Source organism: Amycolatopsis sp. NPDC043889 (genome assembly GCF_056435645.1).
The window spans coordinates 213,856-226,250 of sequence record NZ_JBWKEC010000007.1 but is presented as its reverse complement, the minus strand read 5'-3'; the positions used below and the strand labels follow the sequence as shown (position 1 = coordinate 226,250).

11 protein-coding genes and 1 pseudogene are annotated in these 12,395 nt (G+C 68.2%); 5 read left to right on the top strand and 7 right to left on the bottom strand.

Annotation, left to right across the window (positions count from 1 at the left end):
* Positions 1-108 precede the first annotated feature (108 nt).
* Positions 109-1,674, bottom strand: a complete 1,566-nt coding sequence (locus AC0685_RS16820; protein WP_478226331.1) for a S8 family peptidase — start codon at positions 1,672-1,674, stop codon at positions 109-111.
* 393 nt (positions 1,675-2,067) lie between these two features.
* On the opposite strand from AC0685_RS16820, the gene AC0685_RS16815 reads away from it, so the two are divergent.
* Positions 2,068-2,583, top strand: a complete 516-nt coding sequence (locus AC0685_RS16815; RefSeq protein ID WP_478226330.1) for a GNAT family N-acetyltransferase — start codon at positions 2,068-2,070, stop codon at positions 2,581-2,583.
* A 78-nt stretch (positions 2,584-2,661) separates the two neighbouring features.
* On the opposite strand, the gene AC0685_RS16810 is transcribed toward AC0685_RS16815, so the two are convergent.
* Genes AC0685_RS16810 through AC0685_RS16795 form a run of 4 tightly spaced genes read right to left on the bottom strand, consistent with a single transcriptional unit; the run spans position 2,662 to position 6,015 of the window.
* Positions 2,662-3,561, bottom strand: a complete 900-nt coding sequence (locus AC0685_RS16810; RefSeq protein ID WP_478226329.1) for an ABC transporter substrate-binding protein — start codon at positions 3,559-3,561, stop codon at positions 2,662-2,664.
* On the bottom strand, positions 3,558-4,247 hold the full coding sequence (locus AC0685_RS16805; RefSeq protein ID WP_478226328.1) for an ABC transporter permease: 690 nt from the start codon (positions 4,245-4,247) through the stop codon (positions 3,558-3,560). The genes AC0685_RS16810 and AC0685_RS16805 overlap by 4 nt, the downstream gene beginning before the upstream one ends.
* On the bottom strand, positions 4,244-4,927 hold the full coding sequence (locus tag AC0685_RS16800; protein WP_340687187.1) for an ABC transporter permease: 684 nt from the start codon (positions 4,925-4,927) through the stop codon (positions 4,244-4,246). The genes AC0685_RS16805 and AC0685_RS16800 overlap by 4 nt, the downstream gene beginning before the upstream one ends.
* Positions 4,927-6,015: an ABC transporter ATP-binding protein gene (locus tag AC0685_RS16795; RefSeq protein WP_478226327.1), complete on the bottom strand. Its 1,089-nt coding sequence runs from the start codon at positions 6,013-6,015 to the stop codon at positions 4,927-4,929. Before AC0685_RS16795 ends, AC0685_RS16800 begins: the two co-directional genes overlap by 1 nt.
* A gap of 182 nt (positions 6,016-6,197) precedes the next feature.
* Between AC0685_RS16795 and AC0685_RS16790 the strand changes: the two genes are divergently transcribed.
* The 3 genes and pseudogenes from AC0685_RS16790 to AC0685_RS16780 all read left to right on the top strand — a co-directional run.
* Positions 6,198-7,601, top strand: coding sequence for a bis-aminopropyl spermidine synthase family protein (locus AC0685_RS16790; RefSeq protein WP_478226326.1), 1,404 nt, complete (start codon positions 6,198-6,200; stop codon positions 7,599-7,601).
* A 120-nt stretch (positions 7,602-7,721) separates the two neighbouring features.
* Positions 7,722-7,994 (top strand): hypothetical protein, encoded by a 273-nt coding sequence (locus AC0685_RS16785; RefSeq protein ID WP_478226420.1) that lies wholly within the window; start codon positions 7,722-7,724, stop codon positions 7,992-7,994.
* A gap of 1 nt (position 7,995) precedes the next feature.
* Positions 7,996-8,361: pseudogene (locus AC0685_RS16780) on the top strand (septum formation family protein); the annotation flags it as partial.
* Positions 8,362-8,457: 96 nt separating this feature from the next.
* Here AC0685_RS16780 and AC0685_RS16775 read toward each other — a convergent pair.
* Entirely contained in the window at positions 8,458-9,633 is a 1,176-nt protein-coding gene (locus AC0685_RS16775; RefSeq protein ID WP_425342001.1) for an NAD(P)-dependent malic enzyme, read from the bottom strand.
* A gap of 386 nt (positions 9,634-10,019) precedes the next feature.
* Between AC0685_RS16775 and AC0685_RS16770 the strand changes: the two genes are divergently transcribed.
* Complete coding sequence (locus AC0685_RS16770; protein WP_478226325.1) at positions 10,020-10,625, top strand: dTDP-4-dehydrorhamnose 3,5-epimerase family protein; 606 nt, start codon at positions 10,020-10,022, stop codon at positions 10,623-10,625.
* A 1-nt stretch (position 10,626) separates the two neighbouring features.
* Here the strand turns inward: AC0685_RS16770 and AC0685_RS16765 are convergent, their stop codons facing one another.
* Positions 10,627-12,234, bottom strand: coding sequence for a GMC oxidoreductase (locus tag AC0685_RS16765; RefSeq protein WP_478226324.1), 1,608 nt, complete (start codon positions 12,232-12,234; stop codon positions 10,627-10,629).
* Positions 12,235-12,395: the final 161 nt, after the last annotated feature.

Here is a 12,395-nt window from a genome sequence, read left to right as displayed (position 1 = left end):
GGTCCTTAGTGGACGAACGCCGCAACTGGGCGCCGAATCACTCTCCGGAGACGTGAAGGCCCCCTTCCCAGCAGGAGGAAGGGGGCCTTCACGTACTCCAGGGGTGGATCAGACGGTCAGCGACCAGCTGTTGAGCGTGCCGGTGTCGATCCGGTAGACGTCCTGGACCTTCAGCTTCCAGGCACCGTTCGCGGCCTCGCTCGAGACGTTGGCGGTGTAGGTGGTGTTGATGTTGTCGGACGAGTCGTTGCTCGAACCCTTCAGGCGGTAGGAGCTGCCGTCCGGCGCGACCAGGTCGATGACGAGGTCACCGACGTAGGTGTGCGTGATGTTCACCGCGACCTTGGTGGTGGCCGAGGCGTTGCGGGCGCAGTTCGCGACGGTGATCGTGCTGGTCACCGCGGCACCGGCGTCGGGGATGGCGACGACGCCGCTGTTGGTCTGCGTGCCACAGGGGGTCGGCTCGGGGTCGGGGCCACCGCCGGCGCCGGTGTAGAGCAGCACGTTCGGCGACCCGGTGCCCGGGTTGGTCACCTTGTCCTTGGTGCCGTTGGCGACCAGCGCGTCACGGACCTGCTTCGGCGTGGCCGTCGGGTTGGCGGAGGCGTACAGGGCCGCCGCGCCCACGACGTGCGGGGTCGCCATCGAGGTACCGCTGATGGTGTTGGTGCCGTTGTTCAGCCACGTCGACGTGATGCCGCTGCCCGGCGCGAAGATGTCGAGGCAGGTGCCGATGTTGGAGAAGCTCGACCGCGCGTCCGTGTTCGTCGTCGAGCCGACGGTGATCGCTTCCGGCGTGCGGGCGGGCGAGGTGTTGCAGGCGTTGGCACCGGTGTCGTTACCGGCCGCGAGACCGTAGGTGATGCCTGCCGCGATCGACCGCTGGACGGCCTGGTCGAGGGTCGTCGAAGCGCCACCACCGAGGCTCATGTTCGCGACGGCGGGCTTGACGGCGTTCGCGGTCACCCAGTCGACACCGGCGATGACGCCGGCGGTCGTCCCGGAACCGGAGCAGTTCAGCACGCGGACGGCGACGAGCTTGACCCCCTTGGCCAGACCGTGCGCGGTACCGCCGATGGTGCCGGCGACGTGGGTGCCGTGGCCCTGGCAGTCCGTGGCGTTGTTGTCGTTGTCGACCGTGTCACGGCCATGGGTCGCGCGCCCGCCGAAGTCCGGGTGCGTGGTGAGGATGCCGGTGTCGATGACGTACGCGGTGACGTTCGACGCCGTGGTGCTGTAGCTGTACTTCTGGTTGAGCGGAAGGCTCTGCTGATCGACCCGGTCCAGGCCCCACGACGGCGGGTTCAGCTGGTCCGCCGAGATCGAGACGGTCTGGTTCTGCTCCACGTACGCGACGGCGGGGTCGGCGGCGACGCGCTTCGCCTGCTTTTCGGTCAGCGCACCGGAGAAACCACGGACCGAAGACGCGAAGGTCTTCTCGACCGTGCCGCCGTGGCGCTGGGTCACGCTCTTCGCGGTGGCTTCGACCGACGAGCCGTCCTTCAGCACGACGATGTAGCTGTCCTTGATCGCCTTGTCGCTACCCGCGTTGACGATCGAACCCTCGGCCGCCGACGCGACGGTGGTGCCGCCCAGCGCCGTCAGCACGGCGACGGCCGCGGCCACACCGAAGGCGGGCAGTCGTCTCTTCAAGGTTCCCAGGGAATTGTTCAAGATATTCCTCCCAGGCAGGGTCGACCCACGGGCATGACGAAGCCCGCCGGATCGTTGGGGTGACTCAGAGGTGAAGCGCGTTCCACTTAGGAGCGCAGGCTGAGACTAAGTCGCGGTTTCACCCCAAGGAAGACCTTGCATTACGGACATCCCGGTAGTAATGGACGTCGCGTCGACGCAGCTCGGGCACCGTTCAGCCCCCGCCTTTAGTCGCGTTTTACCGCCGTACGGCCCACGAAGAATTGGGGATCCGCACATCTGGTGGTCGTTTTCCGTCCCCTCGGCCGTTTCAACGCCGTGGAAGTACACACGGATGGCCGCCTACTAAAGTCGCGACCTCGCGGCGCGGAAATCGATTTCCATCCTACCTTCGGATGGAGCACACTCGGGCGCATGCTGCTCCGACAGGAAACCCCGGCCGACCGCGAGGCGATCCACGCCGTCCATCTGGCCGCGTTCGAGAAACTCAGTGTCCCGGTGGTCGAGGCGAAACTCGTCGACGAACTGCGGGAGGACGGTGACCTGATCGGCGCACTGTCCATCGTGGCCGAACGCGACAGGGAGGTCGTCGGGCACGTCTGCTGCAGCCCGGCCAAACTCGGCTCCGACGAGAAGTCCACGGTCGGTCTCGGCCCGCTCGGAGTCCTGCCCCGGCATCACGCTTCCGGCGTCGGCTCCGCGCTCGTGCACGCCGTGCTCGGCGCGGCGGACGCGCTCGGTTACGGCGCCGTGGTCCTGCTGGGCGACCCGAACTACTACTCCCGCTTCGGCTTCGTGCTCGCCTCGCGGCACGGGATCACGCCGCCGGTCGCGGAATGGGCGCCGCACTTCCAGGTCCGCACCCTGCGCGCGTACACGCCCGGTCTCCAGGGCGAGTTCCGCTACTCACCCGCCTTCGACCGCCTCTAGCCCTCCTCCCGCGTTTAGTCCTCTGAATGCGGTAGTTGCACACGCAAGGACCGCGTTCAGAGGACGAAATGCATGGGGTCAGGCGGGCGCGAGGAGGTTGTTCCGGCGCAGGAACTCCTCGGCGACGTCGAGCGGGTTGCGCTTCTCCTCGCTGAACTGGACGTTCAACTCGGTCAGCTCGTCGGTCGTGAGCACCGCCGAAACCCGGTTCAACGCGTCGACCTCCTTCGGCGACAACGTCCCCTTCGCGACAAGCGGCACGATGTTCTGCGCGGGGAACATGTTCTTGTCGTCCACCAGCGGGACGAACCCGTTCGCGGCGATCGACGACGACGTGCTGAACAGATCCGCGACCTGGATGTCACCCGACTTCAGCGCGGCGACCGTGACCGGGCCGCCGGTGTCGGTCGTGCGGATCTCGGCGAACTCGCAGCCGTAGAGCGCCTTGATCTTGTCCTTCCAGCGGCTGCTCCACTGGCCGGGACCGCCGAACACGAATTCCCCGCACCGCTTGCCCAGATCGGAGAACGTCCGGATCCCGGAATCGGCGAGTTCCTTGCGCACCACCAGCAGATCCTTGTCCTCCGCGGGCGCTTGTTCGAGGACCTCGAACCCGGAAGGCAGCTTCTGTTTCAGCTGCGCGTAGACGTCCCGCGGTGTGGTCGCCTGCGTGTCCTTGTCGAAGTAGCGCAACAGGTTGCCGCTGTAGTCCGGCACCACCGAAAGCGATTTGTCCTGCAGGGCCTTGACGACGACCTCGCGGCTGCCGACGGGCGGGCGCACGGTCACGTTCTCGGCGCCCGCGTTGCGCAGCGCGCCCGCGTAGATCTGGGCCAGCAGAAGGCTTTCCCCGACGTCGGACGCGCCGATGATGATGTCGCCGGTCGCCCCGCCCTCGGCGCCTCCGGCGAGCGGGTTGCCACAGCCCGCAGCGAGCAAAGCGATACCGGCGAACAGAGCCGCCACCCTCCGCCTCATGCCTTCGCCTTCTTCCCGCTCGCGGCCTGCGCCAGCCGAACTCCCTTGGGCACCAGCACTCGCTGGACACCCGCCAGCGCGAGGTCGAGCACGACCGCGAGCAACGTCGTCAACACCGCGCCCGCGACCACCTGCGGATAGTCCAAAATGGCCAGTCCGTCGAGCAGGAACCGGCCGAGCCCGCCGAGCCCGACGTAGGCGGCCACGGCGGCCGTCGCCACCAGTTGCAGCACCGAGTTCCGCACCCCGCCGAGCACCAGCGGCAGCGAGATGGGCACCTCGACCTTCCACAACCGTTGCCAGCCGGTCATTCCGATGCCCTGCGCCGCGTCGACCACGCCGTGGTCGGTCGCCTGGAGACCCGCGTACGTCCCGGCGAGGATCGGCGGGATGGCGAGTACCACGAGCCCGATGATCGTCGAGAGCTCGCTTTCGGTGAAGAGCAGGAACAGGAAGGTCACCAGCCCCAGCGTCGGCAACGCGCGGATCGCGTTGCCGCCACTCACCAGCAGCACCGCGCCGCGGCCCGTGTGCCCCACGTAGAGCCCGAGCGGGATCGCGATGAACAGGGCGAAGACCAGTGCCAGCGCCGTGTAGCCGAGATGCTGCAACAGCCGGGCCGGGACGCCGTCCGCGCCCTGCCAGTGGGCCGGGTCGCCGAACCAGTTCAGGACGTCGCCGATCATTTCGCCCCCGCCTTGGTCGCCACCCGGTCCCAGGGTGTGAGGAGATTGCGGAGCTGGACCAGCACCAGGTCCACGATCAGCGCGAGCAGCAGGGTCGCGACGATCCCGACGACGATCGGCGAGAAGTACTCGCGCTGGAAACCGTCGGTGAACAACACGCCGAGCCCGCCTGTGCCGATCAGCGCGCCGACACTGACCAGGCTGATGTTGCTGACCGAAGCCACCCGGACGCCCGCCGCGAGCACCGGCACCGAAAGCGGCAGCTCGACGGCGAGGAAGCGGCGCGCGGGTTTGTAGCCGATCGCCGTGGCCGCGGCGACGACGTGCGGCGGGACGGCGTCGAGCGCGTCCAGCACCGGGCGCACGAGCAGGGCGGCGGTGTAGACGGTGAGCGCGACGATGACGTTGACGCTGTCGAGGATCTTCGAACCGATGATGCCCGGGATCACCACGAACAGGGCGAGTGACGGGATCGTGTACAGCAGGTTCGACACCACGAGCAGTACGTTGCACACGGCCCGGTAGCGATGGCCGAGCCAACCCGCCAGCACCGCGATCACCAGGCCCAGCGCCAGCGGGACCAGCGAAAGGTAGATGTGGTCGAGCAGGTCGCCGAAGAACTGCGACCGGTTGTTGGCGCTGCCCAGGTAGCGGCCGAGCTCCGCGAAGAAGTCCCCCATCAGGAACTCAGCGACGGCGCTTCGATCACCTCGAGGACTTGCCGGGCTCTGACCACGCCGAGGACCTTCTGGTCGGCGTCGACCACGACACCGAGGCTCGCGGGCGACGAAAGCGCGGCGTCGAGCGCGCCCCGGATCGGCGCACCCTGGACGTACAGGGATCCGCCCGCGACGAGATCGGTCTCCGCGAGCTCACCGTCCACAGTGGACCCAGGACGCAGCCAGCCGCGAGGCTGGCCCTCGGCGTTGACCGCGACCTGCCAGTCGTCGGACGGCCCGGGGGCGGGCTTGCCGACCTCGACCCGCTTGACCTCTTCGACGACGATCCCGTCCGCCGACAGGAAGGACAGCCCGCGGTAGCCGCGATCCTTGCCCACGAAGGACGCGACGAAGTCGTCGACGGGATGACGCAACACGTCCGAAGGCGTGCCGTACTGCGCGAGCACCCCGCCGACGCGGAGCACCGCGATCTTGTCGCCCAGCCGCACGGCCTCGTCGATGTCGTGGGTGACGAAGACGATCGTCTTCCCCAGCTGCGATTGAAGACGCAACAACTCGTCCTGCAGTTCCTCGCGGACGATCGGGTCGACGGCGGAGAACGGCTCGTCCATCAGCAGCACCGGCGAATCCGCCGCGAGCGCCCTGGCGACGCCGACGCGCTGCTGCTGGCCACCGGAAAGCTGTGCGGGGTACCGCTTCCCGAGCTCCGCGGGCAGGCCGACGGTTTCGAGCAGCTCGGCCGCGCGCTTGCGTGCCTTGCCCTTGTCCCAGCCGGACAGCAGCGGCACGGTGGCGACGTTGTCCAGCACCGTCCTGTGTGGAAAGAGGCCGGCGTGCTGGATGACGTAGCCGATGCCGCGGCGCAGCAACGCCGGGTCGCCGTCGCTGACGTCCTTGCCGTCGAGCAGCACCGTGCCCGAAGTCGGCTCCACCATCCGGTTGATCATCCGCAGCGACGTGGTCTTGCCGCAGCCGGACGGCCCGACGAAGACGGTGATGGTGCCGTCCTCCACGGTGAGGTTCAGGTCGTCGACCGCGACCGTCCCGTCCGGATACCGCTTGGTCACGCCACGGAACTCGATAGTCACGTGTCTCTCCCCATGTCTGGTCGAAAAACCGTAGCCCAGATCGGCCCTGTTGGCACGGTGTCCCAGGGGGCGGGTCACCGGCCGTGTCCTGTGCGGCACGCTCGATGGGCTCCGTGATCCAGGGCAGCCTGGGCGTGGAGACCGCGAGCGTGCCGCACAGGACACGGCCTAGGCTGCGTGGCGTGAGTTCCTCCGTCGATGACGTCCTCGCGGCGCACGGTGTCCACGTGCGACCGCTCCATCAGGTGATTTCCCTGCTCCGGACGGATTGGCGTGACCTCGGCGAACTGGTCCGGATCAGCACCGCGCCACGCCGGAGTGTCGAAGACGTCCTGAACGCGCTCGGCGACGACCTCGAGCGGAACGAGGCCCGCTTCCGGCTGACCCCCGCCGCGCGCGAGAAGTACGCGCGCTTCGAGGCACGGGACCGGAAATCCGACCCCGACCTGCTGAAGATCATCACCAGCTACGTCGAGAACGTGCCCGCGCCGCTGGCCGCGCTGGACCACGTGCAGGCGACGCCGGAAACGGTGCTGAACCGGGCGTTGTGGCTGGACGAGCGGTACGACCTCGGCACGGCGAAGCTGCTGTTCCTCGGCGACCACGACCTCACTTCACTGGCCGTGCGCGCGTTGCGGCCCGACGCGGACCTCACCGTCGTCGACCTCGACGATCGTGTTCTCGCCTACATCGACGAACTCGGCGAGCGGTCCATCCGCACCCTGCACACGGATCTGCGCGTCGGCCTCCCACCCTCGGTGACCGGGCGGATGGATCTCGTGTTCAGTGATCCGCCTTACACGCCCGAAGGAATGGGGTTGTTCGCGGCACGCGGGGTGCAGGCGCTCACCGAACCCTCGGACGGACGACTGCTGCTCGCCTACGGTTACAGCCCGCGCCATCCCGCGCTGGGCGCGCAGGTGCAGCGGGCGCTCGCGACGCTCGGGCTGACCTTCGAGGCGATCCTGCCGGACTTCAACCGGTACTTCGGCGCGCAGGCGATCGGGAGCGCGGCGGACCTCTACGTCTGCCAGCCGACCGCGAAGTCGAAGAAGAACCGCGGCGGCAAGGGGAAGGCGGCGATCTACACGCACGGCCCGCAGTCGGTGGAATCCGCCGGTGCGGCCAAGCCGTCACTGCTGGACAAGCTGCACGAGATCGCCACCGAAGGCGGGCTGGCGCTCGAGTCGCGTCCGGTCGACTGGTCCGGCTCCGGCCCGGAGGGCGACGCGGTCGCGATGGACCTTTCGGCCGACCCCGGCCCGTGGCTGCTACGGACCCTGCTGGGCACCAACGCGCGAAGGCTGGCGCTGCTGGTCCCGAACTCGCATCCCGACCTGACGAACGCCGAGGCGCAGGCCGCGCTGAACCGGCTGATCGGCGCGAAGTACAAGCTGCGGCTGTTGCGGAGCACCCCGGACAACCGGCACGCCATCGTCGTCGCGGACGCCGTCGACCACCAGGAAGAACTGCTGACCCGGGCGCACGCACGGCTCGCGAACGTCTCGCTCGACGTGCCGCCGGACCTGACGGACGCGCGGCTGATCGACCTGCCGCGGCACCGGCTGGCCGAGCTGCTCGGCTGAGCCGCGCTTCCGGCCGTTGTGTCATCGGAACTTCATGCGGTCTTTCCAGGTTCGGTCCCATGCACGGACCTCAAGGCCACGGAACGCCGATAGCACAGCCGTACAGGTTCGACCAGCGGCGTGGCGATCGCCACGCTCGTACTGGGCCTGGCCGGCTGCCTGCCGCTGCTCCCCGCGATCATCCTGGGCATCATCGCCCTCACCCAGACCGGCCCGGGAAACAGCAGGGCCGGGGGCCTGGCGATCGGCGGCCTCGCGGCCGCCGCGTTCTGGGCCATCGGCTGGGTCGCGCTGCTCGGGAACACCATGGGGGACCCGGACCGCTACACCGCGAGCCCGCCGAGCGCGAGTTGCGCGACCCCGCCGGCAGGACACGCCGACGCACGCACCTGAAGTCGGGCGATGCTTCGATCAACCCGCGGTCAAAGGCACTTTCGCCGCCGTCGAACTCACTTCGTGCGGGAGCGCGCACGCCGCCGAAGCGATCGGGGCCTTCACTCCGGCGGACACCTCCTGGCCCGGTGCCGAAAAGCTGCGAGCGGAGGCCGTGGTTCAGTGCCAGCGGATCATGGCCAAGAACGTGGACCGTCCGCGACTCGAGGCGTCAGGTGTCCACGCCGAGCTGAGCTACCTGGGGCCTGGACGCGAGAGCTGGGAAAACGGCGTGCGCACCGTCTTCTGCACGATCTACTCGCCCGACTCACAGCTGTCCGGTTCCGTCCTCGTCCCCGGCGCCGATCTGTCCATCCCTACCGGCTGACGTGCGCAACCCCCACACGCCATGAAAGGCCCCTTCATTGCGAATTTTGCAATGAAGGGGCCTTTCATGGCGCTTGAGCGAGTGTGAAAGGGACCGTCACACCACGCCGTCGGCCTCGGCGGCCTTCGCGACCGCGGCGGCCACCTCGGGCGCGACACGCGGGTCCAGCGGGCTCGGGACGATCCGGTCCGGGCCGAGGTCGTCCTGCGCCACGGCGAAGATCGCTTCGGCCGCGGCCAGCTTCATGTTCTCCGTGATCGCCCGCGCGCCGGAGTCCAGCGCGCCGCGGAAGACGCCGGGGAACGCCAGCACGTTGTTGATCTGGTTCGGGAAGTCGCTGCGCCCGGTCGCCACGATCTTGGCGTACCGCGACGCCACGACCGGGTGGACCTCCGGGTCGGGATTGGACAGCGCGAACACGATCGCGTCGTCGGCCATCCCGGCCAGCAGGGTCTCGTCGATGGTCGCCCCGGACAGGCCGAGGAAGACGTCGGCGCCCTTCAGCGCCTCGCCGAGGCCGCCGCGCAGACCGGCCGTGTTCGTGGTCTCGGCGAGCTTCTGCTTGATCGGGTTCAGGCCTTCGCGACCCTCGTGGATGATGCCGCGCGAGTCGAGCACGGTGACGTCCGCGACGCCGGCGTTCTGCAGGATCCTGGCGCAGGCCACACCCGCCGCGCCCGCTCCCGAGACGACCACGCGCTGGCCGGAGATGTCCTTGCCGAGGACCTGGTTCGCCCCGCGCAGCGCGGCCAGCGTGACGATCGCCGTGCCGTGCTGGTCGTCGTGCATGACCGGGCAGTCGAGGGCCTCCTTGAGCCGGTCCTCCAGCTCGAAGCAGCGCGGCGCCGAGATGTCCTCCAGGTTCACCGCGCCGAACGACGGGCGCAGCCGGACCAGGGTCTCGATGATCTCGTCGACGTCGGTGGTGTCGAGCACCAGCGGGATCGAGTCGAGCCCGCCGAAGGTCTTGAACAGGACCGACTTGCCCTCCATGACCGGCAGCGAGGCGCTCGCGCCGATGTCACCGAGGCCGAGCACCGCCGTACCGTCACTGACCACCACGACCAGCCTGTCCGCCCACGTGTACCGCTTCGCCTTGGCCGCGTCCTCGGCGATCGCGCGGCTCACCTTCGCCACGCCAGGCGTGTACGCGACCGAAAGGTCACGGGGCGAGGAGATCGGGCGCGTCGCGGCCACGGAGAGCTTGCCGCCCTCGTGACCCTCGAAGATCTCGGTGTCCGTCACTGGCGTGGTCATCGTGGTTCCCGTCATTGCTTCCGCCGTGTCTAAGGACGGCGAAGTCTCGATTCGAGCGAAGGTCATGGGATTCTCCTGGGACTGCGAGCGGGGGAACTGGCCGGTGAGCAGGCCAAACTGGGCATGGCCCGGCCACCTGGGGTAACTCGTCCTCCGACACGGCAGCCCAGCGCGGTAGCGCCGGCCTGTCGGCGAAGCGTCCAATCGGCCATCGGTGCCGTGGGTGTGGCGACGGCCGCGGACGCAGCGGTCAGATCATTGTGACAGGCGTGCGGACCAGTGTGCCCCTCTGGTGCGGTTGATGTCACAAACCGGCCCGGCTTTCCGCAGCTCAAGAGATGTTTCGCAAGACGTCCATCCGGTTTGGGAAGGCGGCCTCAGCCCTGGTTAGCATTGGGGTCATGCAAGCCAGGCGCCTCAGCATCCCCGACTGTTTCGAGTTCACCCCGCGGGTTTTCCCCGATCACCGCGGTCTGTTCGTGGCGCCGTACCAGGAACAGGCGTTCGCCGACGCGGTCGGGCACCGCTTTCGCCTTGGCCAGGCCAACACCAGCGTCTCCCGGCGCGGCACGATCCGCGGCGTGCACTTCGCGGACACCCCGCCAGGACAGGCGAAATACGTGTACTGCCCGCGAGGTGCGCTGCTCGACATCATCGTGGACCTCCGGGTCGGCTCGCCCACCTTCGGCGAATCGGCCTCCGTGCTGCTCGACAGCACCGAGTACAAAGCGGTCTACATCCCCGAAGGCCTCGGCCATGCCTTCATGGCACTCGAAGAAGACACGGTCATGACGTACGTCTGCTCCGAGCCGTACAACCCGGTGGGCGAGCACGGCGTCAACCCGATGGACGCGGATCTCGCGCTCCTCTGGCCCCAGGAGATCGAACCCGTGGTGTCCGAAAAGGACACCACGGCGCCCTATCTGAAGGAGGCCTTGGAGCAGGGAGTGCTTCCTCGATACGAAGATTGCGTGGCCTACTACGAAAAGTTGCGAGCCGAGAACTGAGCTAGCGCGCCACGTCCTCGCCCAGCACCCGTTCGACGTTCCGTTCCGCCAGCGCGGTGATCGTCACGAAGGGGTTCACGCCGGTACTGCCCGGGATCAGCGACCCGTCGGTGACGTAGAGATTCCGATAGCCCTTCACCCGGCCGTACAGGTCGGTGGCCTCACCCAGCACCAATCCGCCCAGCGGGTGATAGGTGAACCGGTTCTCGAACGACCGCGTATCCCCGAACAGGTCACTGCGGTAGATCGTGCGATTCGCCCGGTTGACCTTGTCGAACAACGACTTCGCCGCGTCGATCGACGGCTTCCCCTGCGCGGCGTTCCAGCGCAGCCGCACGGAGTCGGTGGCGGCGTCGTAGGTGAAGTGGCCGCGTTCGGGGTTCTTCGTGATCGCCAGGTAGAGGCTCAGCCAGGTCTCGACCCCGGCAGGCACCGGCGCGACCTCGGCGAAGACCGGGTTCACCGGGTCGTCCCACGCGTCGATGCCGAGCGCGGGCATCCCCGACTGCAGCGATCCGCCGAGATCCCACGCGTGGTTGGCGCGGCCCAGCATCACGTTGCCGTTGGTACCCCAGCCGCGGCCGACCTCGTCGTTCAGTCCGGGCAGCGTGCCGGTTTCCCGTGCCCGCACGAGCAGTTCCGTCGAACCGAGGCTGCCGGCGCCGAGGAACAGGTACTTCGCGCCGAGTTGTTTCCTCGCGACGACCGCGCCGTCCTCGGCGGTTTCGTGCACGGTGAGGACGTACGTGCCGTCGCTCTGCCGGGTGATCCCCCGGACCTGGTGCAGTGTCTTGATGGTCACGTTCCCGGTGCCCAGCGCGGCCGCGAGATAGGTCTTGTCGAGGGAACGTTTGCCGTGGTTGTTGCCGTAGATGACCTCGGACGCGAGGGCCGACCTCGGCACCGTGCCCGCTTCTTCCCGCTTCATGTACTCGAAGTCGTAGACACTGGGCACGAACACCGTCTTGAGGCCTGCCCGCGTCGCGGCCTTCCGGGAAACCCTCGCGTAGCGGTAGGAACGGCAGGTTTCGAACCAGTGCGGGTCGATATGGTTCACGCCGAGGGCTCGGTTGGCCAGGGGAAAGTACTTCCCGTACATCTCGTCCGCGTCGACGCCGGGCAGGATCTCCTCGAAGTACGACCGCTTCGGCGTCACGGCCATCGCGCCGTTGACCAGCGAACCGCCGCCGACGCCACGTCCGACGTAGACGGACATGTCGCCGTGGTCCACCCTGTCGAGCACACCGGGGTACCGCTTGATGTCCCGGTTCGCCAGGTCCATCCAGAGAAATGACGCGAGCGGGGCCTGCGTGCGGTTCTTGAACCACGCGGCCCGCCGGTCCGGCCGGAGCATGTCGCAGAAGACCTTGCCGTCGGGACCGGGGTCGGCCCACAGTTTGCCCATTTCGAGCATGACCGTGGGAATCCCGGCTTCGCCGAGCCGGAGCGCGGTCACCGCGGCGCCGTACCCGGTGCCGACGACCACGGCCGTCGAGAAGCCCGGCGACGATTCTCCGGCCTGTGCGGTGGAAATCGTGGTGAGCCCGAGAGCGGCGGCGGAGTTGAGCGCGGTGAACCCGAGGAACCCGCGGCGCGACAGTGGGGACATGGGCCGATGATCGCCCGCTGTTCGAGCCGTCTTCAAGGGCGAATCCGAAGCGGATTCGCGTCAGCTGGGTAAACACCGTTTATTTTCACCCGAACGTGGCGATTCCAGGGGTCCCTTGGGTGGCTTCCCCGATGTGATTCAAACTCGCGCAGACCACGCTT

Excerpts from the sequence above, each read along its gene's own strand:
- AC0685_RS16810 (WP_478226329.1), bottom strand. The coding sequence starts at position 3,561 with ATGAGGCGGAGGGTGGCGGCTCTGTTCGCCGGTATCGCTTTGCTCGCT.
- AC0685_RS16805 (WP_478226328.1), bottom strand. The coding sequence starts at position 4,247 with ATGATCGGCGACGTCCTGAACTGGTTCGGCGACCCGGCCCACTGGCAG.
- AC0685_RS16775 (WP_425342001.1), bottom strand. The coding sequence starts at position 9,633 with ATGACGGGAACCACGATGACCACGCCAGTGACGGACACCGAGATCTTC.
- AC0685_RS16815 (WP_478226330.1), top strand. The coding sequence starts at position 2,068 with ATGCTGCTCCGACAGGAAACCCCGGCCGACCGCGAGGCGATCCACGCC.
- AC0685_RS16765 (WP_478226324.1), bottom strand. The coding sequence starts at position 12,234 with ATGTCCCCACTGTCGCGCCGCGGGTTCCTCGGGTTCACCGCGCTCAAC.
- AC0685_RS16800 (WP_340687187.1), bottom strand. The coding sequence starts at position 4,927 with ATGGGGGACTTCTTCGCGGAGCTCGGCCGCTACCTGGGCAGCGCCAAC.
- AC0685_RS16770 (WP_478226325.1), top strand. The coding sequence starts at position 10,020 with ATGCAAGCCAGGCGCCTCAGCATCCCCGACTGTTTCGAGTTCACCCCG.